The sequence below is a fragment of the Serratia sp. FS14 genome (assembly GCF_000695995.1).
In the GTDB taxonomy this organism is placed as follows: domain Bacteria; phylum Pseudomonadota; class Gammaproteobacteria; order Enterobacterales; family Enterobacteriaceae; genus Serratia; species Serratia nematodiphila.
Genome location: NZ_CP005927.1, coordinates 4,678,245 through 4,701,343, shown reverse-complemented (window position 1 = coordinate 4,701,343; position 23,099 = coordinate 4,678,245). Strand labels below are relative to the sequence as shown.

The 23,099-nt window shown below is 61.4% G+C and carries 25 protein-coding genes; 13 read left to right on the top strand and 12 right to left on the bottom strand.

Annotation, left to right across the window (positions count from 1 at the left end; genetic code table 11):
• Window positions 1-56 precede the first annotated feature (56 nt).
• Window positions 57-1,622, bottom strand: a complete 1,566-nt coding sequence (lsrK, locus tag L085_RS21505; protein ID WP_015377075.1) for an autoinducer-2 kinase — start codon at window positions 1,620-1,622, stop codon at window positions 57-59.
• Window positions 1,623-1,815: 193 nt separating this feature from the next.
• On the opposite strand from lsrK, the gene lsrG reads away from it, so the two are divergent.
• From lsrG to L085_RS21490, 3 genes are all read left to right on the top strand, one after another.
• Window positions 1,816-2,109 (top strand): (4S)-4-hydroxy-5-phosphonooxypentane-2,3-dione isomerase, encoded by a 294-nt coding sequence (lsrG, locus tag L085_RS21500; protein ID WP_004939559.1) that lies wholly within the window; start codon window positions 1,816-1,818, stop codon window positions 2,107-2,109.
• Between the two features lie 87 nt (window positions 2,110-2,196).
• Window positions 2,197-3,102, top strand: a complete 906-nt coding sequence (locus L085_RS21495; protein ID WP_021503964.1) for an EamA family transporter — start codon at window positions 2,197-2,199, stop codon at window positions 3,100-3,102.
• Window positions 3,103-3,185: 83 nt separating this feature from the next.
• Window positions 3,186-3,776: a LysE family translocator gene (locus L085_RS21490; RefSeq protein ID WP_044031688.1), complete on the top strand. Its 591-nt coding sequence runs from the start codon at window positions 3,186-3,188 to the stop codon at window positions 3,774-3,776.
• Here L085_RS21490 and L085_RS21485 read toward each other — a convergent pair.
• On the bottom strand, window positions 3,752-4,579 hold the full coding sequence (locus tag L085_RS21485; RefSeq protein ID WP_015377078.1) for an AraC family transcriptional regulator: 828 nt from the start codon (window positions 4,577-4,579) through the stop codon (window positions 3,752-3,754). The genes L085_RS21490 and L085_RS21485 overlap by 25 nt on opposite strands.
• 69 nt (window positions 4,580-4,648) lie before the next feature.
• Between L085_RS21485 and L085_RS21480 the strand changes: the two genes are divergently transcribed.
• Window positions 4,649-4,867, top strand: a complete 219-nt coding sequence (locus L085_RS21480; RefSeq protein WP_015377079.1) for a hypothetical protein — start codon at window positions 4,649-4,651, stop codon at window positions 4,865-4,867.
• A gap of 8 nt (window positions 4,868-4,875) precedes the next feature.
• Here the strand turns inward: L085_RS21480 and L085_RS21475 are convergent, their stop codons facing one another.
• Both L085_RS21475 and amyA read right to left on the bottom strand, forming a co-directional pair.
• Window positions 4,876-5,724: a PA4780 family RIO1-like protein kinase gene (locus L085_RS21475; protein WP_021503963.1), complete on the bottom strand. Its 849-nt coding sequence runs from the start codon at window positions 5,722-5,724 to the stop codon at window positions 4,876-4,878.
• 120 nt (window positions 5,725-5,844) lie between these two features.
• On the bottom strand, window positions 5,845-7,335 hold the full coding sequence (gene amyA / locus L085_RS21470) for an alpha-amylase (RefSeq protein WP_021503962.1): 1,491 nt from the start codon (window positions 7,333-7,335) through the stop codon (window positions 5,845-5,847).
• A gap of 475 nt (window positions 7,336-7,810) precedes the next feature.
• Here amyA and L085_RS21465 point away from each other — a divergent pair, with 475 nt between their 5' ends.
• On the top strand, window positions 7,811-8,740 hold the full coding sequence (locus L085_RS21465; RefSeq protein ID WP_015377082.1) for a helix-turn-helix domain-containing GNAT family N-acetyltransferase: 930 nt from the start codon (window positions 7,811-7,813) through the stop codon (window positions 8,738-8,740).
• 84 nt (window positions 8,741-8,824) lie between these two features.
• Window positions 8,825-10,123 (top strand): SLC13 family permease, encoded by a 1,299-nt coding sequence (locus L085_RS21460; RefSeq protein ID WP_044031687.1) that lies wholly within the window; start codon window positions 8,825-8,827, stop codon window positions 10,121-10,123.
• Here L085_RS21460 and dapF read toward each other — a convergent pair.
• From dapF to L085_RS21445, 3 genes are all read right to left on the bottom strand, one after another.
• Entirely contained in the window at window positions 10,098-10,973 is an 876-nt protein-coding gene (gene dapF, locus L085_RS21455; protein ID WP_044031686.1) for a diaminopimelate epimerase, read from the bottom strand. The two genes, L085_RS21460 and dapF, sit on opposite strands and share 26 nt — an antisense overlap.
• A gap of 113 nt (window positions 10,974-11,086) precedes the next feature.
• On the bottom strand, window positions 11,087-11,344 hold the full coding sequence (locus L085_RS21450; RefSeq protein WP_004939517.1) for a YdgH/BhsA/McbA-like domain containing protein: 258 nt from the start codon (window positions 11,342-11,344) through the stop codon (window positions 11,087-11,089).
• A gap of 192 nt (window positions 11,345-11,536) precedes the next feature.
• On the bottom strand, window positions 11,537-11,794 hold the full coding sequence (locus L085_RS21445; protein ID WP_015377085.1) for a DUF1471 domain-containing protein: 258 nt from the start codon (window positions 11,792-11,794) through the stop codon (window positions 11,537-11,539).
• A gap of 175 nt (window positions 11,795-11,969) precedes the next feature.
• Between L085_RS21445 and L085_RS21440 the strand changes: the two genes are divergently transcribed.
• Window positions 11,970-12,614 carry a TetR/AcrR family transcriptional regulator gene (locus L085_RS21440; RefSeq protein ID WP_004939509.1) on the top strand — a complete coding sequence of 215 codons (645 nt, stop codon included), beginning with the start codon at window positions 11,970-11,972 and terminating at the stop codon, window positions 12,612-12,614.
• Window positions 12,615-12,649: 35 nt separating this feature from the next.
• Here L085_RS21440 and L085_RS21435 read toward each other — a convergent pair whose 3' ends face one another.
• The 4 genes from L085_RS21435 to L085_RS21420 all read right to left on the bottom strand — a co-directional run bounded on the left by L085_RS21435 (window position 12,650) and on the right by L085_RS21420 (window position 16,019).
• A complete protein-coding gene (locus L085_RS21435) occupies window positions 12,650-13,468 on the bottom strand; it encodes a MetQ/NlpA family ABC transporter substrate-binding protein (RefSeq protein WP_004939506.1) in 819 nt (272 codons plus the stop codon).
• Between the two features lie 19 nt (window positions 13,469-13,487).
• Window positions 13,488-14,156 carry a methionine ABC transporter permease gene (locus L085_RS21430; RefSeq protein ID WP_004939505.1) on the bottom strand — a complete coding sequence of 223 codons (669 nt, stop codon included), beginning with the start codon at window positions 14,154-14,156 and terminating at the stop codon, window positions 13,488-13,490.
• On the bottom strand, window positions 14,149-15,174 hold the full coding sequence (locus tag L085_RS21425) for a methionine ABC transporter ATP-binding protein (protein ID WP_021503958.1): 1,026 nt from the start codon (window positions 15,172-15,174) through the stop codon (window positions 14,149-14,151). Before L085_RS21425 ends, L085_RS21430 begins: the two co-directional genes overlap by 8 nt.
• Window positions 15,175-15,575: 401 nt before the next feature.
• On the bottom strand, window positions 15,576-16,019 hold the full coding sequence (locus L085_RS21420; protein ID WP_004939500.1) for an acetyltransferase: 444 nt from the start codon (window positions 16,017-16,019) through the stop codon (window positions 15,576-15,578).
• 242 nt (window positions 16,020-16,261) lie between these two features.
• On the opposite strand from L085_RS21420, the gene L085_RS21415 reads away from it, so the two are divergent.
• The 3 genes from L085_RS21415 to L085_RS21405 all read left to right on the top strand — a co-directional run bounded on the left by L085_RS21415 (window position 16,262) and on the right by L085_RS21405 (window position 18,956).
• On the top strand, window positions 16,262-17,134 hold the full coding sequence (locus L085_RS21415) for an oxygenase MpaB family protein (protein WP_044032117.1): 873 nt from the start codon (window positions 16,262-16,264) through the stop codon (window positions 17,132-17,134).
• A 162-nt stretch (window positions 17,135-17,296) separates the two neighbouring features.
• On the top strand, window positions 17,297-18,400 hold the full coding sequence (locus L085_RS21410) for a suppressor of fused domain protein (protein WP_044031685.1): 1,104 nt from the start codon (window positions 17,297-17,299) through the stop codon (window positions 18,398-18,400).
• A 28-nt stretch (window positions 18,401-18,428) separates the two neighbouring features.
• Window positions 18,429-18,956: a cysteine hydrolase family protein gene (locus L085_RS21405; RefSeq protein WP_044031684.1), complete on the top strand. Its 528-nt coding sequence runs from the start codon at window positions 18,429-18,431 to the stop codon at window positions 18,954-18,956.
• A gap of 32 nt (window positions 18,957-18,988) precedes the next feature.
• Here the strand turns inward: L085_RS21405 and L085_RS21400 are convergent, their stop codons facing one another.
• Window positions 18,989-19,864: an NAD(P)-dependent oxidoreductase gene (locus tag L085_RS21400; protein WP_044031683.1), complete on the bottom strand. Its 876-nt coding sequence runs from the start codon at window positions 19,862-19,864 to the stop codon at window positions 18,989-18,991.
• A gap of 290 nt (window positions 19,865-20,154) precedes the next feature.
• On the opposite strand from L085_RS21400, the gene trpS reads away from it, so the two are divergent.
• From trpS to phnD, 3 genes are all read left to right on the top strand, one after another.
• A complete protein-coding gene (trpS, locus tag L085_RS21395) occupies window positions 20,155-21,162 on the top strand; it encodes a tryptophan--tRNA ligase (protein WP_044031682.1) in 1,008 nt (335 codons plus the stop codon).
• A gap of 117 nt (window positions 21,163-21,279) precedes the next feature.
• Window positions 21,280-22,113 carry a phosphonate ABC transporter ATP-binding protein gene (gene phnC, locus L085_RS21390; RefSeq protein WP_044031681.1) on the top strand — a complete coding sequence of 278 codons (834 nt, stop codon included), beginning with the start codon at window positions 21,280-21,282 and terminating at the stop codon, window positions 22,111-22,113.
• Between the two features lie 41 nt (window positions 22,114-22,154).
• Entirely contained in the window at window positions 22,155-23,087 is a 933-nt protein-coding gene (gene phnD / locus L085_RS21385; RefSeq protein WP_004939482.1) for a phosphonate ABC transporter substrate-binding protein, read from the top strand.
• Window positions 23,088-23,099 lie beyond the last annotated feature (12 nt).

Here is a 23,099-nt window from a genome sequence, read left to right as displayed (position 1 = left end):
CGCCGAGGGGAAAGGAATAAAACGGCATAAGGTTATGACCGAATGCCGCGCGGCGCTTACAGCCCCGGCGCTTTCCACAGCGAGGTGGTCAGGCCGTTGTCCACCAGCGTCAACTGATCGGCGTAGATCCGCCGCCAGGTTTCTTTCTGTTCCTGATACAGCGCGTGGTGGGTCATGTCCGGCTGATGCTCGCGCTCCCAGCGCACCAGGCGCTCGCCGGTTTCGGCCAGCGATGCGTACAGCCCGGCGCCGACGCCGGCGGCGATCGCGCAGCCCAGCGCGGTGGCCTCTTTCACCACCGGCACCCGCACCGTCAGCCCTGTGACGTCGCTGAGGATCTGGCTCCACAGCTTGCCCTTGGCCCCGCCGCCGGCGAACACCAGCGAACGGGCCTGCACACCGGAGAAGGCGGCGATTTGTTCCAGATTGCAGGCGGAGACGATGGCGGCATTCTCCTCCAGCGCGCGAAACAGCGTCTGTTTGTTGCAGCGCTCCGGGTCGATCGACATGTTGATGAACGACGGCGCTGCGTGATACCAGGTTTTGAAATGCATGGCGTCGGAGAAAATCGGCATCACGCCGTAGGCGCCCGGCGGCACTCTGGCCGCCATCTCTTCCAGCAGGCTGTAGGCGTCGACCCCCAGCCGCTCCGCCAGCAGTTTTTCTTCCGCGCAGAAGGCGTCGCGGAACCAGCGCATGGTCAGGCCGGTAAAGAAGCTGATGGATTCTGCCTGCGCCATGCCGGGAATGACGTGGGGGTTGATGCGGATGTTCATCTCCGGATCGATGGCCGGCTCCGGCAGGTTGACGATTTGCTGCCAGAAGGTGCCGCCGAGCACCGCCGTCTGCCCGGCGCGCACGATGCCGAGCCCCAGGCTGCCGAGCTGCACGTCGCCGCCGCCCATCACCACCGGGGTGCCGCGCAGCAGCCCGCTCTCCTGCGCCGCCTGTTCGGTGACGCGCCCCAGCACGCTGCCGGTCTCTTTCACCGGCGACAGAATATCGGCGCGCAGGCCGGCCATGTCAAGCAACGCCGGCCGCCAGTCGCGGCTGGTCAGATCCAGCATGCCGGTAGTGCCGGCGTTGGAAGGATCGACCGCCAGTTCGCCGCTCAGCATGTTGGCCAGCCAGTCGCTGATCATGGTCAGCGTCGCCGCCTGGCGGTAGATGTCCGGCCGATGGTGCGCCAGCCACAGCAGGCGCGGCATGGCGCTCAGCGCCAGCGTCTGGCCGGAGTGCTGGTACACCTCGCGTTCGAAGCCGTGGTTGTGCAGCTCTTTCAGCTCGCTGACTTCGTGGCTGGCGCGTGCGTCGACGTTGGCGCAGGCCCAGATCGGCACGCCGTTGCGGTCGTACAGCACGATGCCTTCACGCATCGAGCAGCAGGCCACCGCGCGGATCGCCTGAGCGCTCAATCCTGCACGTTGCATCGCCTGGCGGATGCACTGGCAGGCCAGCTGCCAGTTGCGGCTGAGGTCAAACTCCATCGAGCCGGGCACGCCCGGCACCGCGAGGTGTTGCCACTCCGCCTGGCCGTGCGCGATCTGGTTACCCGCCAGATCGAAGATCACCGCGCGAATGCTGCCCGTTCCTGCGTCCAGCGCCATCAAGTAGTTATCCATAGCCTATGCTCTCAGGGGGAGGAATGTTAACTATAGATGCCGCCGCCTTACCCCGCCGGGGGAGGAGTGGGCGTCGCCGACGCGATTTGTGAGCCAGGCGGCAAAATTGCCGTTGCGGCAGGGCAATCGACGGGAATAAACCTATGGTTGGAAAGCGCCATGTTACGGCGCGCCGTTTAAACAAGGAGTTGCCATGCACGTCACATTGGTTGAGATCAACGTTAAACAAGACAAAATCGACGAATTTATCGATGTTTTCCGCGCCAATCACCTGGGCGCGATCGAAGAGCCGGGCAACCTGCGCTTCGATGTGCTGCAGGATGAACAGATCCCGACGCGGTTTTACATCTACGAAGCCTATCGCGACGAGCAGGCGGTGGCGGCGCACAAGCAGACCCCGCACTACCTGCAGTGCGTGGAGAAGCTGGAAGCGCTGATGACCGGCCCGCGCAAGAAGACCACCTTTATCGGCCTGATGCCTGAATAATCGCCGGCGTTTGCCGGTGTCCATGCGCCCGGTTTGGTTGTAACCTGCAAGGCAAAGCGAATTTTCAATGGGATAAGCGGGGCGAGGATGACATTGCGCGATCGGCTGTTGGCGCTGTTGGTGGTGGTGATCTGGGGCGTGAATTTCGTCGTGATCAAGTTCGGTTTACAGGGTATGCCGCCGTTTCTGCTGGCCGGGATGCGTTTTTTACTGGTGGCGTTGCCGGCGATCTTCTTTATCCCGCGCCCGACTATTCCGTGGAAATGGCTGCTGCTGTACGGCATGACCATGAGCTTCGCGCAGTTCGCGTTTTTGTTCGTCGCCATCAAGGTGGGCATGCCGGCGGGGCTGGCCTCGCTGGTGCTGCAGGCGCAGGTGTTCTTCACCCTGCTGTTGGGCGTTGTGCTGATGGGAGAAAAGCTGCGGATCAACCATTTCGTCGGCATCGCTATCGCCAGCGGCGGCATGCTGGTGCTGGCGCAGGCCAGCCTGCATAAGCCGGGCAGCGGCGCGGTCCCTCTGGCGGGCCTGCTGTTGACGCTGGCGGCGGCGTTTTCCTGGGCGCTGGGCAACCTGACCAACAAGAAGATCCTGGCCGGTTTCCCGCAGCGTAATATCTTATCGCTGGTGGTGTGGAGCGCGCCGATCCCGGTCGTGCCGTTCCTGGCCTGCAGCTGGCTGTTCGACGGCCCTGAGGTGGTGCTGAGCAGCCTGAGCCATGTGCAGGTTGGCACCTGGCTGGCGGTGGCCTATCTGGCGTTCGCCGCCACGCTGTTCGGTTATTCGGTGTGGGGCAGCCTGCTGGGGCGCTATGAAACCTGGCGCGTTGCGCCGCTGACGCTGCTGGTGCCGCTGGTCGGGCTGTTCGCCGCCTGGCTGTTGCTGGACGAAGCGTTGTCGCCGGCGCAGTTCGGCGGCGCATTGCTGGTGCTGGCCGGCATGGCGGTCAACACCTTCGGGCTGCCGCGCCGCCGGGCCGTCGCCGTGCGCTAAACCGAATAGGGTAATTCTGTTCAATACGCTGTCGGCGGCGGTCGGCATTCTGGCGCCTGTGAATATTTTCTCAGGTGTCCATCATGAATATCTACCTTTCCATGGCCGCGTTTGCGCTGGTGGCCTCCATCACTCCCGGCCCGGTCAACATCGTCGCATTGAGCGCCGGGGCGCAATTCGGCTTTGGCGCAACCCAGCGCCATGTGTTCGGCGCCACGCTGGGGTTTACCCTGTTGCTGGTGCTGCTGGGATTGGGCATGCACCAACTGCTGATCCTGTGGCCGGGGCTGACCCGCTTGATCCAGTGGGCCGGTGTGGCCTTTCTGCTGTTTATGGCCTATCGGCTGGCGTTTGACGACGGCAGACTGGGCAACGGCGCGGCGCAGGCGCCTTCCTGTTGGTACGGCGCGCTGATGCAATGGCTGAATCCCAAGGCATGGCTGGCGTCGGTGGCCAGCCTCGGCGCCTTTGTCGGCGACGGTGACATTCGGCTGCTGTGGCAGTTCGCCGGGCTCTACTTCGTGATTTGCTATGCCTCGGTAGCCTGCTGGGCCTATGTCGGCGCGATGCTGCGCGGCCTGCTCAGGCAGGCGCGCAACGTACAGCGCTTTAATCGCGCGATGGCGGCGTTGCTGGCGGCCAGCGCTTGCTATCTGTTGGCGGAGGGTTTTTGATACTGGCCGGGCGTGGCGGCCAACAGCTGTTTGAAGGTGCGCTGAAAGTGCGCCTGATCGGCAAAGCCGCTTTCGCTGGCGGCCGCAGCGATCGGCAGGCCGCTTTTCAAGAGCCGATGGCCGTGCTGTACGCGGCGGTTGACCAGATAGGCGTGCGGCGTCATGCCGTAACGCTGGCGGAAGGCGCGGATCAGGTAAGAAGGGGACAGCGCGGCGGCGCGGCAAATGTCGTCCAGCGTCAGCGGCCGGGTGCAGTGCGCGTCGATAAACGCCGCTGCCGCCTCCAGCCGGGTATGCGGTGGCGTCTCCGGCTGGCGGACATCGCCCAGCCCGAGCTGCAGGGCGCTGAAATACTCCACCATGGCGATCTGTTTTTCCAGCGCGCTGCACAGCGGATCCGTCAGCAGCGCATAAAGCCGGTTCAGCCCGTGGAACAGCGCCGGATCGCGGCTGAGCGGCTGGCTGAACGGAACAAAACGGTCGCCCTCGCCGCCGAGCAGCTCCTGCTGCAGCGCGCCGAGCCAGGCGAGATCGAGATAGAACATGACGTACGACCAACGGCGATCGGCGATGGGGTTGCAGGCGTGCGCCTGCTGCGGGTTGATGACAACCAGATCGCCGGCGCTGACCTGCATGCGCCGTTCGCCGTTGACATAGGTGCTGACGCCGCCGGTGATGGCGCCGATGGAAAAGAATTCGTGGCTGTGCAGGCTGTAGCACACCTGGCGGCCATCCGCGATGGCGCGGGCTTCGACGAACGGCAACTGCGGATCGCGCCAGAACTGCGGCGTTTTTTCACTCATACGCTTTCCTTTTCACTGCGGCGGCATCACAGTGTTATAGCCTGAAAGCGACGAGTGGGGGAATGGCGGATGATGATTTTTAACGTGTTCGGCCGTCTGCTGGGCGTGAAGCGCATCGGGGACGAATGGCGGCTGTTCCGCGTGACGCTGCCGGAGCGCAAATATGCTCCCAGCTACGATATCGTGCTGCCGGCGGATCTGCGCGAAGAGGAGATCGCCGGCTATCTGGGGGATATTTATCACGAGGCCGCGACGCCGCAGCGGCCGGAGGTGTTTCGCGTCGAGTAGCGCGGGCGTTACTCTTCCGTATTGCGCGCCATGAGGCGGCGCTGATGTTCCTCGCTGGCGGCCTGGATCTCTTCCAGCACCGAGCCGACGTCGGCGCGCTTCTGGATTTCGTTGAATCGGCCGCTGAGGGCGCTGTCCGGCGTCAGGTTGCCTTCCTGATACAGCGCCCAAATCTCTTTGGCGTATTGGCTGTCGCGCAGTTCCGGCGCGAACTGGCCGTAAAATTCGGCCAGATTGCCGATATCGCGCTCGAACATGCTTTTGGCGTGGTTGTTGGCGGCGGCGTCCACCACCTGCGGCAGATCGATGATCACCGGTCCGTCTTTATCCATCAGCACGTTGAATTCCGACAGGTCGCCGTGCACCAGCCCGGCGCACAGCATGCGCACCGCGTAGTTCATCATCAGGGCGTGATCGGCGCGCGCCTGTTCCGGCGTCAGGATGACATCGCTCAGGCGCGGCGCCACCAGGCCTTCTTCGTCGGTGATCAGCTCCATCAGCAGCACGCCGTCCAGGCAGATATCCGGCTGCGGCACCCGCACCCCGGCCTTGGCCAGCAGATACAGCGCGTCCACTTCGGTGTTTTGCCAGGCTTCTTCCTGCTGCTGGCGGCCGAATTTGGAGCCTTTGCTCATGGCGCGTGCGTCGCGGCTGTTGCGCACCTTGCGCCCTTCCTGATAGTGGACGGCCTGCTTGAAGTTGCGCTTCTCGGCCTCTTTGTACACTTTGGCGCAGCGGATCTCATCGCCGCAGCGCACGATAAACACGTCGGCTTCTTTGCCGCTTTTCAACCGGCGGATGACGTCGTCGATTAACCCGTCATCCACCAGCGGCTGGAGTCGTTTTGGAATTTTCATGCAGCCTTGTACCCTATTTAGGCTCCGGTGTGAATGGCTTGCGCAGTTGATAGCGTAAGTTAGACCCGAAAGGCAAACATTAGTTTTGCCGCCGCGTCATCATTACGCGGCGGCGGGCGATCAGAGGCTGGCGGCCGGCACCCAGACGCTGACGCTGCCGGCGTTAACCGGGAAATGGGCGCTGCCCTGGTCGTCGGCGGTGATTTCCTCCGGGCGGTTGCCGAGGAAATCGCGCCAGGCGGTGTGCGCGAGATCGGCGCCGAGCGTAACCGTCTTGCCGCTCTCGCCGCCGTTGGTCAGCACCACCACGCAGCCGGGAGCCTCGGCAGTGCCGGCGCGGCTGAAGGCCACGCAGTGGCTGTCGTCGAAGTAGTCGGTTTGCGGGCCGTTGGCGAAGCGCTGGCGCGCGGCGATCAGCTTCTCCAGCTCCGGGATCGCCGGCATGTCGATCTGGTATTCACCGCCGTCGCGCCCCTTGTCGCGGTAGCTGGCGCCATACAGGTCGGGGTAAAACACGCAGGGCACGCCCTGTTCGCGCAGCAAGATCAGCGCGTAGGCCAGCGGTTTGAACCAAGGTTCCACCGGCGCTTCCAGCGATTGCAGCGGCTGGGTATCGTGGTTGGCGACCAGCGTCACCGCGTGGGCCGGATCGGCGGCGGTCAGGGTATCGGTGAAGATCTGCGCCATGTCGAAGCCGTCGCCTTGCTTTGACGCCTGATGAAACTTCAGGTGCAGCGCCACGTCGAACAGCATCACCTTGCCGTCCACCAACTCGATGTATTGTTGCAGCGCGCTGAGATCGTGCGACCAGTATTCGGCAACGATAAACAGGTCGCGTTGCGCGCTGCCGCGCACGTGATCCGCCCACTCTTTGAAGAACCAGGCGGGAATGTGTTTGGCAGCGTCGAGGCGGAAGCCGTCGCACGGCAAGGTTTCCAACAGCCAGCGCGCCCAGTACTTGAGCTCCTCCGTCACGGCGGTATTGCGGAACTCCACGTCGGCGCCCATCAGATAGTCGTAGTTGCCTTTCTCGTCGTCGACCTGATCGTTCCAGCCGTCGTCGCCATAATCGTTGGCGATTTTGAACACCCCTTTGTCGTCCGGCTGCTCTACATAGTCGACGCCGCTGAAGCATTTGTAATCCCAGATAAATTCGGAATGCACGCCCTGGCGGCCGGGGAAGGTGAAGCGGGTGTAGGCCAGCGCGTCGAAGCCCTGATCGTCAATGTCGTTGCGGTTGTTGGCGTCCACCTTGAACACGTGCACCCGTTCTTTCTCGTCCGCGCCGAGCTTGTGGTTGAACACCACATCGTAAAGCACGCCCACGCCGTGTTCGCGCAGCGTATTGGCGGCATGTTCCAGCGCCGCCTTGTCGCCGTATTTGGTCGCCACGCTGCCTTTCTGGTCAAACTCGCCCAGATCGAACAGATCGTAAGTATCGTAGCCGACGGAGTAGCCGCCGGAAGCGCCCTTGCAGGCGGGCGGCAGCCACAGATCGGTGATGCCCAGTTCGGCCAGGTGCGGGGCGCGCTCGGCGGCCTCCTGCCACAGTTTGCCGCCGTCGGGGTAGTACCAGTGGAAGAATTGCAGCAGGGTGGTTTTTTTCGTCATGAGCCAGCGTCCCGGTTAGCCAGAAGGAGAGAAGCAGTTAAAGCATGGGCTACTTTTGGCAAAAGGGACAATGGCGCAGGGAAGCGCGCGAAGGCAGGCGTAAATATGTAACCGACGTTGACGAGGTAGCGCTTGAGTTGTTGCTATCAAGTTTTTACGTTTTAAATTTTATCTTTTAAATTTCAAATGGATATTTGTTTTATTTTTGTTTTACCCACTTTTGCCGTTTTTATGCTCACTTTTATTGGGTTTTTATTTCAACTTTAAATCTTAGTGTGATTTTTAATTTTATTAATTTGTTTTAAATTGGATTTAAATACTATTATATGAAATATTTTGACATATTCAGGTGCCGGATTGGTTATTCATTCGCAATTGTTTATGCGTTATCGTTATGTTCAAAATTAGATAACACTATCAACCAATAACCCATCCAACGTAGCCTGAAGGTGGGAGAACAGGGGAGCATAACGCCGTGAACATCAGGGATTTCAGAGCATTGGCGCGCAATTTGGTCAGAGAATTCGGCATGTTGAACAAGCAGAGCAACGGCTCGCGCTTTTCGCCGCTGCAGATCCATCTGATGATCGAAGTCAGCGAGCAGCCGCTGGGCGTCACCGAGCTGGCGGCCCGGCTTTGCATCGACAAGGCCAGCGCCAGCCGGGCGCTGCGCAGCCTGGTGGCCGCCGGCGTGATAGAAACGGTGGATCATCCTGATGACAAGCGGCACAACCTGCATCGGCTGAGTAAACAGGGCGGCAAGACGCTGGCCGGCATCGAGAGCGACGCCGACGGTTTTATGCAGGCGGCGCTGGCGCAGTTGGACGACGATGAGCTGGCGAGCACCACTGCGGCGATGAAAAAGATGACCGCGGCGCTGCGCAGCGCGCGCAAACAGCGCGACGCCAATCTGCGGGTGCGGCCGATCGCCGAGCGCGACGATGCGGCGATGGCGGCGATCATTCGCGACGTGTTTCGCGAGTACGGCATGGACAAAATGGAAGGGGTCAGTCTGCACGATCCGGATCTCGATCGGCTGACCGGTCTGTATCGCGACAACGGCGGCCACTACTGGGTGCTGGAGCGGGACGGACAGGTGGTGGGGGGCGTCGGCATGGCGCCGCTGGCCGGCGAAGAGCCCGGCTATTGCGAGCTGCAAAAACTGTTTTTCAAACCCGGCGCGCGCGGGCTGGGCATGGCGCGCCATATGGTGGTGCAGGCGCTGAAGGCGGCGCGGGCGGCGGGGTATCGCTACTGCTACCTGGAAACCACCGAACAGTTGAAAGAGGCGATCGGGTTGTACTATGCGCTGGGGTTCACGCTGTTGACGGAACGGCGCGGCAATACCGGCCACCACGGCTGCAACGTATGCATGCTGAAAAATCTCCAGAGCGACGATATGTGAGCGGTTTCAAGGTTAGCGCCCGCGCCTTGTGTCACCCTGTTAACCGTTTGATAACAATCACAACGTTTTATCAGGGAGGAAACTATGTTGGGGGATCCGATGGCGCTGCCCGCGCTGGTCACGCTGGTGGTCATCGCGCTATGGGCCAGCGCCCGCTTGCCGGAGTATGTGGTCGCGCTGCTGTTCTTTACGGCGGTGATGGTATTGCAGCTGGCGCCCGCCGCGGTGACCTTTTCCGGTTTCGCGTCTTCCGCTTTCTGGCTGGTGCTCAGCGGTTTCGTGCTGGGCTCCGCCATCCGCAGCACCGGTTTGGCGGATCGCCTGGCCAACCGACTCTTGCCGCATCTGGCCGGTTCCTGGCCCCGGCTGGTGGGCGGCGTGGTGGCGATAAGCTACGCGCTGGCGTTTGTCATGCCTTCCAATATGGGGCGGATTACGCTGCTGATGCCGATCGTTATGGCGTTGGCCAATCGCGCCGGTCTGGCGGAAGGCTCGCGCGGCCGCATCGGTTTGGCGCTGGCGGTGGGGTTCGGCACCTTCCAGCTCTCCGCCAGCATCCTGCCGGCCAACGTGCCCAATCTGGTGATGAGCGGCGCGGCGGAAAGCGCCTATGGCAGCCATTTCGCTTATCTTTCTTACCTGCTGTTGCACGCCCCGGTGCTCGGGGTCGCCAAAGGCGCGCTGCTGACGCTGTGCATCTGCGGCCTGTTCCGTGCGCGGCCGCAGCCGGTGGCGGCCGAGGCGGCGCAAACCCCGCTCAGCGCCGCCGAATGGCGGCTGATCGCGCTGTTGGGCGCCACGGTGTTGCTGTGGATGACCGACAGCTGGCACGGCATCGCTCCCGCCTGGGTGGGGTTGGCGGCAGCGTGTTTCTGCCTGTTGCCGCGTATCGGGTTTCTCAACGGCGAGCAGTTCGCCGTCGGGGTTAACGTGCGCACCTGTATCTACGTGGCGGGGATCCTGGGGCTGACCGCATTGGTCAGCCACTCGGGGCTCGGCGATCGGTTGGGCGGTGCGCTGCTGGCGATGATGCCGGATCTGCATGACAAACCGTTCGCTGCGTTCGGTTCGCTGGTGGGGATCACCGCGTTGCTGAATTTCGTGGTGACCGCCAATGGCGTACCGGCGCTGTTTACCCCGCTGGCGGAGGCGCTGTCGGCGGGCAGCGGTTTACCGCTGCTGACGGTGCTGATGACTCAGGTGATCGGCTATGCCACGCCGCTGCTGCCGTATCAGGCTGCGCCGATCGTGGTGGCGATGGGGATGGGCAAAGTGCCGGCGCGCGAGGGGCTGAAGCTATGCCTGCTGTTGGCCGCGCTCAGCTTTGCGCTGCTGGTGCCGTTGGATTATCTGTGGTTCAGACTGCTGGGGTGGATCCCGTAAATAGCCCTGCGCCGCCGGCAAAACAATCTTCGTCCAGCGTCAGAGTGGCGATTTTATGCACCGGTCCGCGCATGCTGACCTGAAAATCGCCGCTGAAGGCGATCTGCAGCTCGCCGCCCGGCATCCGCACGCTAACCCGATCGCCGACTCGTCCCAACTTGCGCATCACGCTGGCGGCGGCGCAGCTGCTGCTGCCGGAGGCGAGGGTAAAACCGGCGCCGCGCTCCCAGATGCCGATGCGTAGCGTCTGGCGATCGACCACTTCCACCAGTTGTACATTGGTGCGTTTCGGGAACAGCGGATGGCGTTCAATCTGCGGTCCGAGCCGATGCACCTGCGCCAGATCCAGTTTTTCCACCGGCACCACGCAGTGCGGGTTGCCCATCGACACCAGCGAAACGCTTAACGTCTCCTCCCTCAGGGGCAGCGGATAGTTCAGCGCCTCCGGCAAATCGATCAACGTCGGCAGCGCCGCCGGGCTGAAATTGGCGCGCCCCATTTCCACCGTTATCTGATGCGCGTCTTGCGCCACCTGGCAGCGCACGTCGCCGCCGGCGGTGTGCACCAAAAACGGTTGATGCCCCACGCGGCCGCTGTCAAACAGATAGCGCGCGTAGATGCGCAGGCCGTTGCCGCTCTTCTCCGCTTCGGAACCGTCCGGGTTGATGATGCGCAGGGTGGGATTGACGGCGTCGCCGCTGTCGATCAGCAGGCCGTCGGAACCGATGCCGTAATGCGGGTGGCACAGCAGGCGGATCTGTTCATGGCTCAGCCGATCGGCGACCGAACGGTGGCATACCAGGTAGTCGTTGCCCAGACCGTGATATTTGTGGAACAGCAGGGGAGTCATGGCGTTGCTCGGCTCAGCGGAAAAAGGTCGCTACAGCTTACAACAGAACGTTGGCGTTAAAGCAAGCAAAAGGCGGCCTGAGCCGCCCTTTTGCACGATTGCCGATCCAGCCATTAATTGTAGATGATCGCGGTGCCGTGCAGTTTATTGTCACCGGTGGTGGCGATGATCTGGAAGGATTTTGCGCCCGCCGCATCGGCTTTGGCCGCCAGTTTGTTTTCCAGGCTGCTCAGGTCGGACGCGCCGCTGACAGTGACGACGCCGGCTTTTTGCAGGTCGGCGGGTTGTGCGTTAACCAGTTCGGCGGCGAAGCTGCCGAAGGAGACGGAAGCCAGTGCGATGGCGGCGATGGTCATTTTCAGGTTTTTCATGGTCTTATTTCCTATCTTTGTTCTTTACGATGTTTGTTTTGTAAGGTCGTTAAATTAATTAACGATCGATAATTTAATGTTAGATGCCGGTTTGACGGATTGCAAGTATTTTTTTAATGCTCGTTAATTAATTTTTTTGACGCCCTGGCGTCGGGAGCAAAACTTATCGCGATCCGCTGGTTTAATTCATTGTTATTGATATATTTCTGCGGTGCCGTGCAGCTGGTTGTTACCGCCGGCGCCGATGATACGGAAGGATTTTGCACCGGCCTGATCGGCTTTGGCGGCCAGGCTGCTTTCCAGCGAGGTCAGATCGGATGCGCCGCTGACGGTAATGACGCCCACTTTCTGCTGGTCAGCCGGTTGGTTCTGGACCAAATCAGCGGCGAAGCTGCCGAAGGAAATGCTGGCCAGAGTGAGGGCTGCTAAGGTTAATTTTAAGTTTTTCATAATGTTAATTCCTTTCCGATAACGGTGAATAGAGGGGTTTAATCCGCTTCGCTAAATTATCTTAACGATCGATAACTAAATGCTAATCGGTTCTCGACGAGGGCGCAATATTTTTTTATAATGATCGTTAAGTTATTTGTGCTAACCCTGCTGTGGAGCGGGACAGGAGAGAATGATGAGCATCAATGAAGAGGTCTGCGGCAAAAAGAGCCGTGGCAGGCCGAAACAATTTGATCGCGATCGGGCGCTGGAAAGCGCGCTCGATCTGTTCTGGCGGCACGGCTATGAAGCCACCTCGCTGGCCGATCTGGTGGAAGTGACCGGCGCCAAAGCGCCAACGCTGTATGCGGAATTCGGCAACAAGGAAGGGATGTTCCGCGCGGCGGTGGAACGCTATCTGCAAAAATACACCACCTGCACCAACCAACTGTTGGAACAGGCGTTGCCGGTAGCCGAGATCGTCGAGGCCTACGTGCGTTCTTCCGTCGAAGTGTTTACCGATCCCGATACGCCGTCAGGTTGTTTTATGGTGTGCGCCTCCGCCGCGCTGTCGTCCGCGTCCGACGACGTCGCCCAGATGCTGCGCAAAAAACATCATGCCCAGGAAGCGGCGCTGAAAGCCTGTTTCGATCGCAAGGTGCAGCAGGGGGAACTGCTGGCGAAGACCGACACCGCGCTGCTGGCGAAATACGTCATTTGCACCATTGAAGGCATGTCGGTGCAGGCGCGCGAAGGGGCAAGCCGCAGCGATCTGCTGCGGTTGCTGGAGGCGTTGATGCTGGTGTGGCCGCGGCTCAGCCAGATTGGCAATAAGGTGTGACAACCGGCCCGGCTTTTACCGGGCCGCGTAACCCATTACTGATTGACCGGGATCACCGCGCCCTGGTACTTCTCGCGGATAAAGTCCTGAATCGGTTTGGAGTGCAGCACTTTGACCAGCGCCACGATCTCCGGCTTGTTCACGTCGGCTTTGTGCACGGTGATGATGTTGGCGTACGGGTTGTTTTCGCCGCTTTCGACCGCGATCGGATCCTTGGTCGGATTCAGCCCGGCGTCGATGGCGTAGTTGGCGTTGATCACCACCGCGTCGCCTTCGTTGTTGTTATACATCTGCGGCAGCAGGGCGCCCTCAACGTTGGCCTGGAACTTCAGGTGTTTCGGGTTTTCCACCACGTCGGTGATGCGCGCGTCCACTTTGCTCACCCCCGGCTTCAGCTTGATCACGCCTTCCCGTTCAAAAATAGACAGGATGCGGCCTTCTTCCGCCACCGCGTCGCGCATGATGATTTTGCCGTTTTCCGGCAGATCTTTCAGGCTCTTGTACTTCTTCGAGTAGATACCGATAGGCTCAATATGGATCGCACCGGCGCTGACGAAGTCGTAGCTCTTGTCGTCGGCGTGGTCTTTCAGCACTGAGTTCAGGTAAGGCACATGCTGGAAATAGTTGGCGTCAATGTCATGGCTGGCCAGCGCAGTGTTCGGCAGGATGTAGTCCTGGAAGCGCTTGATCTGCAGATCGATGCCTTCCTTTGCCAGTATCGGTTTAGCCTGTTCGAGGATCTCGGCGTGCGGCACGTTGGAGGCGCCGACCACCAGCTTGGTCGCCGCGGCGGCGCCAAAAGAAGCCAGAGTGGCGACGGAGGCGAAAGCCAACATCAATAGGTGCTTTTTCATCATCATTTTCCTTGGTTAATTAACGTTTATCGAGCGTTCTTGTCAGGGTGTCGCCAATGAACTGAATGACGAAAACGATCAGCAGGATCGTCAGCGTCGCCACCAGCGTCACGTCACTGTGGTTGCGTTGGAAGCCTTCCAGATAGGCCAGATTGCCCAGGCCGCCGGCGCCGATCACCCCGGCCATCGCGGTGTAGCTCACCAGCGCGATCAGGGTGACGGTGATGCCGGAAACCAGCGCCGGCGAGCTTTCCGGCAGCAATACGCGGAAAATCAGGGTGCGGTTTTTGGCGCCCATCGAGCGCGCCGCTTCGATCACTCCTTTGTCGACCTCGCGCAGCGCGATCTCCACCAGCCGGGCATAGAACGGCGCCGCGCCGACGATCAGCGCCGGCAGGGCCGCATCTGCGCCGAGAATGGTGCCGATAAGCGACTTGGTGAACGGGATCAGCAGCACGATCAGAATGATGAACGGAATGGAGCGGAAGACGTTGACCAACACGGAGATCAGCGAGTAGACCGCCCGGTTCTGCAACAGCTGGCCCTTCGAGGTTAAAAACAGCAGCACGCCGAGCACGATGCCCAGCACCAGCGTGGCCAAACCGGCGATGCCGGTCATGTACAGCGTTTCCCAGGTGGCGTCCCACAGTTGGTCCAGACGCAGGTGGGGGAACAGGGATTCAATCATGTTGGATAACCTCGACGGCGATGTTTCTTTCGTTCAGCAACTTGAGCATGTCGGCGACTTGTTGTTCGTTGCCTTCGGCGTGGATGTACAGTTCGCCGAACGAACCGTTGAGGGTGTGGCTGATCTTGCCGTGCAGAATGTTGATGGTCAGGGCGTAGCGCCGGATCACTTCAGAAATCACCGCCTGATGGGTTTGCACGCCGACGAAGGTCAACTTGAAAATCGCCCCCGGCAGGTGGGCGGTGAGCTGCGGGTTGAAGCTCTCTTCGGTGTCCGCATACTGCGACACCTGTTTGACGAACTGCCGGGTGATCGGCTGCTGCGGCCGGGTGAACACGTCGAGCACCGGGCCCTCTTCGACGATGCGGCCGTTTTCCATCACCGCCACGCGGTGGCAGATTTTGCGCACCACGTGCATCTCGTGGGTGATCAGCACGATGGTCAATTTCAGCTGACGGTTGATGTCCAACAGCAGGTCGAGAATGGCGTCGGTGGTCTGCGGATCGAGCGCCGAGGTGGCCTCGTCGCACAGCAGCACGCTCGGGTTATTGGCCAGCGCGCGGGCGATGCCAACGCGCTGCTTTTGGCCGCCGCTGAGCTGCGACGGGTAGGCGTTTTCGCGCCCCTGCAGGCCGACCAGCGCGATCAGTTCCGCCACGCGCGGCGCAATCTGCGCCTTGGGCACGCCGGCGATCTGCATGGAAAACGCGATGTTCTGGCTGACGGTGCGCGACCACAGCAGATTGAAGTGCTGAAACACCATGCTGATTTTCAGCCGCGCCTGGCGCAGATGGCTGCCTTTGGCGCGGGCGATATCGAAGCCGCCGACGTCGATGCGGCCGCTGGTGGGCGTTTCCAGGCCGTTGAGCAGGCGGATGAGGGTGCTTTTGCCGGCGCCGCTGTAGCCGATGATGCCGTAAATTTGCCCGGCCTCTACCGCCAGGCTGACGTTGTCTACCGCTACGACGCGGCCCTGTGTGCTGTCAAAAGTTTTGCAAACGTTCGAAAGAACGATCATAGCGAAGCGGATCCTTATCGATACATCACAGCATTCCGTCCAGAGCGCGGTGCGCCGGACAGAGATCGTTCGGCTTTTCGGCTGACGGAACCTCTGTTGCGGGTGAATACCGGGCAATCCTACCGAGGGTTGATAGTGACAGGAAGAATGTAAAATCTATTACTTATTCTGATTTGATATATAAGGCGGCGGGGGAGGCGGGGGAAGAAAACCGGCCGCAGGGCGGCCGGCGAGATTGATGACAAACCTTATACCCTTGCCGGGTTGGCAGAGAGCACCGAATAAAAAACAAGGAAAATCAATTTATTGATTTTCGGCTGCTCACCACAAAGAGGGGAAAAACCACGCTTTTTCCCCTCTTTGTCAATAGACTGACCGGCCGCAGGGCGGCCGGCGGAGGGCTAGCGTTTGTCCAGCTTCATGTGCAGCAGCGGAAACGGGTTGCCCTGGCCGTCGAGCGGCGAGCGGCCGGTGATGACAAACCCGTAGTGGCGGTAGAAGCCGCTGGCCTGCGGATTTTGCTCGTTCACGTCCAGCTGCAGCTCATCGTGCAGCGTTTCCGCGTGGGTCAACAGCGCTTTGCCCACGCCTTGGCCGCGCTGATCGGCGTCGATAAACAGCATCTCCACCTTGTTGCCGTTCAGGCCGATAAAGCCGCAGGGATGCCCCGGTCGGTCTTCGGCCACCCAAACGTTGACCGCCGGCAGGTAGTCGTTCAGCACCAGCGGGAACAGCTGCGCGATGTTGTCTTCGGTTAAAAAATGGTGGGTGGCGCGCACCGAACGCAGCCAGATATCTGCCAATTGCGCGTTGTCTTCCGCCGCGCGTGCTCTGATGGTAATCATCGAACTCTCTGCTATCTAAGTTGAAGGAAAAGAAACTAGATAGAGGTTTTGTGGGGTTAGTGCCGAATTAACGTGGGTTAACGCCCTGCAAAGCGCCTCTGCAGTGGATCGAATAGGCCCGCCTTCTCGCAAGCGGTATAACAACTGTAATTCAGCAAGTTAATGCTTTCAACCGCCGCAGGGCGCAATGAGGCGTTCGTCGCGTGATACACTGGCCGCTGAACCAGCAAGAGGGCGGCAGGATGGAAGCGGTACGCGCAGCGATAGAAAAACAGGTGCTCAGCCTGACCGGGCTGGCGCTCGGCGGCGTTGATTTTGAGAACCCGCCGGGCGATCCGGGCTTGTTCGGCCCGCAGTCTGTCATCTGGCAGGTACATCGCGACTTCACCCCGATGCTGTGCGGCGGCGTCAGCGCCTTGCTGCTGCAAATGCTGCACCCGCTGGCGCTGGCTGGGGTGTGGGATCACTCCAATTTTCGCGAAGATATGATCGGCCGCCTGCGCCGCACCAGCCAGTTCGTTTCGGTCACCACCTTCGGCCCGACCGCCGAGGCGCAGCGGCTGATCGCCAAAGTCAAAGCCATCCATCTGCGGGTGACCGGCATCGGCAGCGACGGCACGCCTTATGCCGCCAGCGATCCGGCGCTGCTGACCTGGGTGCACGTGGCGGAGAGCAGCCGTTTTCTGGCCAGCCACCTGCGCTACCGCAACCCGCACCTTTCCCGCGATTTGCAGGATCAATACTATCGTGAAGCGGCGCGCGTGGCCGCCGCGCTGGGGGCGACGGCAATTCCTCAGTCCTGCGCGGAGGTCGAAGAATACCTGCAGGCGATGCGGCCGCAGCTGGTGTGTGATGAACGCACGCAAGAGGTGGCGCGCATTCTGCTGAAGGCGCCGGCGCCGAGCGCATTGGCGCGCCCCCTCGGCGGGGTGGTGATGCAGGCGGGCATCGATCTGTTACCCGATTGGGCGCAGCGGCAGTTCGGTTTTCATCCGGGCGCGCTGCGGCGGCGGCTGGTGCGAACGGGCGCCGCCGGTTTGGGCAAGGTGCTGGGCGCGTCGATGCGCAACGGTTCCTATCAGCGTGCGGTGCGGCGCATCACTCAGCCGTCATGAGCCGCAGCCGCTATAATTAGCCTTTGTTTATCTTCGTTTACGGCCGTTTTTGAGACTTTTACGGGTGATCCGGCCAGTAATGCGTTTTACACTTGGGGCAAAGCCACATTCCATTTTTGGCGCGCAGCCGATTCTGCCGCGCCCTGACCCTATTGAGGTGATATGAACGAGTCATACGTACTTGCTGAAGTCAGCAATGAGAACCAGACGCTGGTCGCGGTGGTTCAGCAAGATCACCGGGCAGCCTATTTTTACATCTATCCCGCCGAAGCCTACAGCGATCGCTATCAGGTGCGCGCCTGCTGGCTGCGCAACCTGGCCGCCGCGCCGCTGCAGGAAGATCGCGCCGCGCTGGAACAAGGGCAGCCGCCGATGCTGGCGGCGGAGTATTGCCGCAACCTGGAAGGCGAAGCGCCGCTGAACCCGGAAGGGCTGATGGTGGTGTGGAGCGAAAGCGACGACGGCGCGGCCCTGTGGTATTACGGCCAACTGTTGGCGGTGATCCCCGGCTGGAGCCTGTATATCGATCATTCGGTGTGCTATTCGGCCAGCTGCATCAAGGAGAGCCCACTGGCCTATCCGCTCGGTTCGGCCTCGACCAACACCCAATATGCGCTGGCGGAAAGCACCCGCCAGTTTTGGCGCAGCTGGCAGCGTGAAGAGGGCAATCCGTGGCCGAAGATGCAGCGCGATTTTCAGGCGCGCTATGAGCCGCATTTCGGCCCTTCGGTAAAATACTACGCCATCGATCAGGGCAAGTGGCCGCCGATGGCCATCACCCAGCACGAACGCGACGGCATCTATTACTTCCTCACCATGGGGGTCAGCATCCGGCCGATGCCGTGGGTGGAGATCCTGTTCAACGACGAGGCTTCGCGCTATCGCCGCATGGAGATGGCGATCGCCATCGACAGTCAATACATGACCGAAGACAACGCGGTGCAGATGGCCAGCGCGCTGGCCGGTTTCGCTCATGCGCCGTGGGCGCGGCTGACCTGGATCGGCGAAGGGCATACGCTGGAGTCCGACGTGGCGCCGCTGGGCTATGAGGGCTATATTTTATCGTCGTCCTTCTACCCGCATCACGCGCACCTGGCTCTGCCGCAGCAGTATGGCGATCCGGTTAACCTGTTCTGGGCCAGCCCGGTGTTTACCGCCGAGCGCCAATTGGCGCACGCCACGCCGAATGGCGGGCACGATCTGGTGAACAGGCTGCGCGAGCAGGGCGTCGACCATATTTTCCGCCCGCGTCAGCCGGTGTGCTGACGCGCTTATCTTTTCTTCAGGAGCCGCCATGACCACCGCGCTGTTGATTATCGATGTGCAGGAAGGGTTGTTTACGCCGCCGCCGGCGGATGCCGCGGGCACCGTTGCGCGCATCAATCAGCTGAGCGAGCGCGCCCGCCGGGCCGGTGCGCCGGTTGTCGTCATTCAGCACCATACGCCGGACGATGAGTTGTCGCACGGCAGCGCCGCCTGGCAAGTGCTCGCGGCGCTGACGGTGGCGCCGGGCGACCATCGGGTGGAGAAAACCACGCCGGACTCGTTCCTGCGCACCTCGCTCGGCGCGTTACTGATCGCCAACGGCGTATCGCAGCTGGTGGTGTGCGGCTACTCCACGCCGTTTTGCATCGATACCACGGTGCGCAGCGCGGCGGCGCGCGGCTATCCGGTGACGCTGGCGGCGGATGCGCATACCTGCCACGACAAATCCTATGCCGATGGCCTGCTGATCCGCACCCACCATAACGAGACGCTGTCGAACATCGACAGCTTCGGCGTGCCGATCCGCGCGGTGCCCGCGGCGGACATCGTGTTCTGAGAACGGAAAACGGGGGCCAACGCCCCCGTTCGTTATTTCAGGCCCGCCCGCCGCGCCGCCACCTTGGCCAGCGCCGCCCAGTCCAGATCCGCATCCCCCTGCGCCATCGCGTCGAGGAAGTTGTCTTTCAGCACCCCGGCGAACGGCATCGGCGTATGGCTGTCGGCGCCGGCGGTCAGCGCCAGCCCGACGTCCTTCAGCCCCAGCGCCAGCCGGAATCCGGCGGGTGAATATTTCTCGGCGGCGATCAGCGCGCCATAGCCCTGATAGGCCGGGGCGGCGAAGACGGTGCTGCTCAGCATCTGCAGGTAGTCGGCGCCGGACACGCCGTAGTTGCGCACCAGCGCGCTGCCTTCCGCCATCGCTTCAATGGCGCTGGCCAGCGTAAAGTTGGTGGCGATCTTGACCACGTTGGCCTGCGCCGGATCGGCGCCGAAGTGCCAGGTTTTCTGGCCAAGGGCATCGAACAGCGGCTGCGCTTGCTTCAGCCGCTCGCTATCACCGGCCGCCAGAATATTCAGCTTGCCGGCGGCGGCCACGTCGACCCGGCCCAGCACCGGCGCGGCGAGATAGCCGATGCCGTGTTCCGCATGCAGCGTCGTCAGGCGTTTGGCGAGTTCGACCGAGATGGTCGCCATATTGATATGCAGCGCGCCCGGTTTCATCCGCTGCAGCAATCCGCTGTTCACCACCACCTGTTGCGTGGCGGCATCGTCGGCCAGCATAGTGATCAGCACGTCGGCATCGGCCAACTGTTCCGGCCGTTCGGCCTGCCGCGCGCCGGCGCTCACCAGCGGCTGCGCCGCCTGCGGCGAGCGGTTCCATACCGTTAAGGCGAAGCCCGCCTGCAACAGGTTGGCCGCCATGGCGCTGCCCATCCCACCCAGTCCGGCAAATCCGATCTTCATCATGCGCTCCTTTTTCAGGTTGAAGGTTTTACCCTAGCGCGCCGGGCCAGGAACGCAAATGCCGGAGTGTAACGTCGTCTTACGCATCGGCGGCGGGTTATTGACGCGCTGCCGCAGCGGGTATACCTTGATGCCATGAATATATCGATGCACTCCACCCACAATCAGTCATGGTGGCGCCTCTTCTGAGGCGGCACGAGTATTCACATCTCTTTTTAATGCCGCCGGTTTGGCGGCATTATCTTTTGTGGCGTTGATCCGGCGGTCTACAGACCTTCAGGAGCACTGTCATGAGTTACACCATTCTTACCGGCGATCGCGCCACCGGCCCACTGCATTTAGGTCACTTCGTCGGCTCGCTGCGCCAGCGCGTGGAACTGCAGCACCAGCATAACCAAACGGTGATGGTGGCGGATCTGCAGGGCCTGACCGACAACGGCAACAACCCGCAAAAAATCAGCGCCAACGTGCTCAACGTGGTGGCCGACTATCTGGCGGTCGGCATCGATCAGCACAAGACCACCATTTGCCTGCAGTCGGCGCTGCCGGCGTTGGCCGAGCTGACGATGTACTACCTCAACCTGGTCAGCGTGGCGCGGCTGGAACGCAACCCGACGGTGAAAAGCGAAATCGCCGAGAAGGATTTCGCCCGCAGCCTGCCGGCCGGCTTTTTGATCTATCCGGTCAGCCAGGCGGCGGACATCACCGCCTTCGGCGCCACCCACGTGCCGGTCGGCGAGGATCAGCTGCCGATGCTGGAGCAAACCAACGAGATCGTGCGGCGCTTCAACCACATCGTCGGCCAACCGGTGCTGACGGAGTGCCAGCCGCTGCTGAGCAACGTCGGGCGTCTGCCGGGGCTGGACGGGCAGGGCAAAATGTCGAAATCGTGCGGCAACGCCATCCCGCTTGGCGCCGGCGCCGACGAGGTGCACAAGGCGGTGATGAGCATGTTCACCGATCCCGGCCATCTCAACGTCAGCGATCCCGGCCGGGTGGAGGGCAACATGGTGTTCACCTATCTGGACGCCTTCTGCGAAGACGCCGCGCTGGTGGCGGAGCTGAAGGCGCACTACCGGCGCGGCGGATTGGGGGACGTGAAAATCAAACGGCTGCTGGAGGATTGCCTGCAGAGCCTGCTCGAGCCGATCCGCACCCGCCGCGCCGAATTCATCGCCGATAAAGGCGAGCTGACGCGCATCCTGCAGCACGGCACCCGCCGCGCGCATCAGGTCAGCCGGCAGACGCTGCAGCAGGTCAAGGCGGCGCTGGGGCTGGACTTCTTTAGCCTGGAATGATGCGCACGCCGGGGCGGCACGCGTCACGCCCCGGCCATAAAACCATCATCCCACTGTCATAAACTTATCCGTTAATAGGTGCCCATAATGATTAGCCACTGAAACCAGAGAAATCATATGGCTCAGGCACTGTTAAAATTGGCGCAGCACGAGTTCCCAGGGCAGCACGCCGCCGCATCCCGCAAAGTGTTATCGGTAAAGGGGCTCGGTAAGGCCTACAAAGCGCAGCAGCGCGTGCTGGATGACATCAATTTCGATCTGCACGCCGGCGAGTTCGTGGCGGTGATCGGCCGCTCCGGCGCAGGCAAGTCCACGCTGTTGCACACCCTCAACGGCACCATTCCTTCCAGCTGCGGCGAGATGCTGCACTTCGAAGACGATGGCGCAGCGCAGGATATCGCCCAGCTTGCCGGCCGCCAGATGCGCCAATGGCGCGCGCGCTGCGGCATGATCTTCCAGGACTTCTGCCTGGTGCCGCGGCTGGACGTGATGACCAACGTGCTGCTGGGGCGCCTGAGCCACACCTCCACCCTGAAATCCTTCTTCAAACTGTTCGATGACGCCGACCGCGCTCGCGCCATCGAGCTGTTGCAGTGGCTTAACATGCTGCCGCACGCGCTGCAGCGCGCCGAGCACCTCTCCGGCGGCCAGATGCAGCGCGTCGCCATCTGCCGCGCGCTGATGCAAAACCCGCAAATCCTGCTGGCCGATGAGCCGGTGGCGTCGCTCGATCCGAAAAACACCCGCCGCATCATGGACGCGCTGCAGAAAATCAGCGAAGACGGCATCGCGGTGATGGTGAACCTGCACTCGGTCGAACTGGTGAAAGAGTATTGCTCGCGGGTGATCGGCATCGCCCACGGGAAGATCGTGTTTGACGGGCATCCTTCGCAACTGAACGAGCGGATCCTGCACCAGCTGTATGGCGAAGAAGCCAATCAGATCCATTGAAGCACTTTTGACCTTTACCCTTTACACACAAGGCACACCTAATGAAAAAAGTATTGAGTCTGACCACCCTGATGGCCGGCGCGATGATGGTATTTAATGCTGCCGCAGCGGATGCGCCGAAAGAGCTGAACCTGGGCATTCTCGGCGGCCAGAACGCCACCCAGCAGATCGGCGATAACCAGTGCGTGAAGCAGTTCCTGGATAAAGAGTTGAACGTCGATACCAAGCTGCGCAACTCGTCCGACTATTCCGGCGTGATCCAGGGCCTGCTGGGCGGCAAGATTGACCTGGTGCTGAGCATGTCGCCGTCGTCGTTCGCCTCGGTCTACATCAAGGATCCGAAAGCGGTGGACATCGTCGGCATCGCGGTCGACGACGTCGACCAGTCGCGCGGCTACCACTCGGTGGTGGTGGTGAAGGCCGGCAGCCCATACCAGAAACTGGAAGACCTGAAGGGCAAGGCCATCGGCTTCGCCGATCCGGACTCCACCTCCGGCTTCCTGATCCCGAACCAGGCGTTTAAAAAGCTGTTCGGCGGCACGGTCGACAACAAATACAACAACACCTTCTCCAGCGTCACCTTCTCCGGCGGCCACGAGCAGGACATCCTCGGCGTGCTGAACGGCCAGTTCGAAGGCGCAGTGACCTGGGCGTCGATGATCGGCGACTACAACACCGGCTATACCAGCGGCGCGTTCACCCGCATGATCCGCATGGATCATCCGGACCTGATGAAACAGATCCGCATCATCTGGCAGTCGCCGCTGATCCCGAACGGCCCGATCCTGGTGAGCAACTCGCTGCCGGCCGACTTCAAGGCCAAAGTGGTCACCGCCATCAAGAAGCTGGATAAAGACGATCACGCGTGCTTTATCAAAGCGATGGGCGGCAAACAGCACATCGGCGACACCACCCTGGCGGAATACCAGACCATCATCGATATGAAGCGCGAGCTGACCAAAGGCGACCGTTGATTCCCGGCTGCC

Bases quoted from the DNA above. Each gene is read 5' to 3' on its own strand.
- L085_RS21400 (WP_044031683.1), bottom strand. From the start codon at position 19,864: ATGAAGATCGGATTTGCCGGACTGGGTGGGATGGGCAGCGCCATGGCG.
- trpS (WP_044031682.1), top strand. From the start codon at position 20,155: ATGAGTTACACCATTCTTACCGGCGATCGCGCCACCGGCCCACTGCAT.
- L085_RS21460 (WP_044031687.1), top strand. From the start codon at position 8,825: ATGTTGGGGGATCCGATGGCGCTGCCCGCGCTGGTCACGCTGGTGGTC.
- L085_RS21475 (WP_021503963.1), bottom strand. From the start codon at position 5,724: ATGAAAATTCCAAAACGACTCCAGCCGCTGGTGGATGACGGGTTAATC.
- L085_RS21410 (WP_044031685.1), top strand. From the start codon at position 17,297: ATGAACGAGTCATACGTACTTGCTGAAGTCAGCAATGAGAACCAGACG.
- L085_RS21490 (WP_044031688.1), top strand. From the start codon at position 3,186: ATGAATATCTACCTTTCCATGGCCGCGTTTGCGCTGGTGGCCTCCATC.
- amyA (WP_021503962.1), bottom strand. From the start codon at position 7,335: ATGACGAAAAAAACCACCCTGCTGCAATTCTTCCACTGGTACTACCCC.
- L085_RS21450 (WP_004939517.1), bottom strand. From the start codon at position 11,344: ATGAAAAACCTGAAAATGACCATCGCCGCCATCGCACTGGCTTCCGTC.
- L085_RS21435 (WP_004939506.1), bottom strand. From the start codon at position 13,468: ATGAAAAAGCACCTATTGATGTTGGCTTTCGCCTCCGTCGCCACTCTG.
- dapF (WP_044031686.1), bottom strand. From the start codon at position 10,973: ATGACTCCCCTGCTGTTCCACAAATATCACGGTCTGGGCAACGACTAC.
- L085_RS21495 (WP_021503964.1), top strand. From the start codon at position 2,197: ATGACATTGCGCGATCGGCTGTTGGCGCTGTTGGTGGTGGTGATCTGG.
- L085_RS21440 (WP_004939509.1), top strand. From the start codon at position 11,970: ATGAGCATCAATGAAGAGGTCTGCGGCAAAAAGAGCCGTGGCAGGCCG.
- L085_RS21485 (WP_015377078.1), bottom strand. From the start codon at position 4,579: ATGAGTGAAAAAACGCCGCAGTTCTGGCGCGATCCGCAGTTGCCGTTC.
- L085_RS21425 (WP_021503958.1), bottom strand. From the start codon at position 15,174: ATGATCGTTCTTTCGAACGTTTGCAAAACTTTTGACAGCACACAGGGC.
- L085_RS21405 (WP_044031684.1), top strand. From the start codon at position 18,429: ATGACCACCGCGCTGTTGATTATCGATGTGCAGGAAGGGTTGTTTACG.
- L085_RS21420 (WP_004939500.1), bottom strand. From the start codon at position 16,019: ATGATTACCATCAGAGCACGCGCGGCGGAAGACAACGCGCAATTGGCA.
- L085_RS21480 (WP_015377079.1), top strand. From the start codon at position 4,649: ATGATGATTTTTAACGTGTTCGGCCGTCTGCTGGGCGTGAAGCGCATC.
- L085_RS21445 (WP_015377085.1), bottom strand. From the start codon at position 11,794: ATGAAAAACTTAAAATTAACCTTAGCAGCCCTCACTCTGGCCAGCATT.
- lsrK (WP_015377075.1), bottom strand. From the start codon at position 1,622: ATGGATAACTACTTGATGGCGCTGGACGCAGGAACGGGCAGCATTCGC.
- phnD (WP_004939482.1), top strand. From the start codon at position 22,155: ATGAAAAAAGTATTGAGTCTGACCACCCTGATGGCCGGCGCGATGATG.
- phnC (WP_044031681.1), top strand. From the start codon at position 21,280: ATGGCTCAGGCACTGTTAAAATTGGCGCAGCACGAGTTCCCAGGGCAG.
- L085_RS21415 (WP_044032117.1), top strand. From the start codon at position 16,262: ATGGAAGCGGTACGCGCAGCGATAGAAAAACAGGTGCTCAGCCTGACC.
- L085_RS21430 (WP_004939505.1), bottom strand. From the start codon at position 14,156: ATGATTGAATCCCTGTTCCCCCACCTGCGTCTGGACCAACTGTGGGAC.
- lsrG (WP_004939559.1), top strand. From the start codon at position 1,816: ATGCACGTCACATTGGTTGAGATCAACGTTAAACAAGACAAAATCGAC.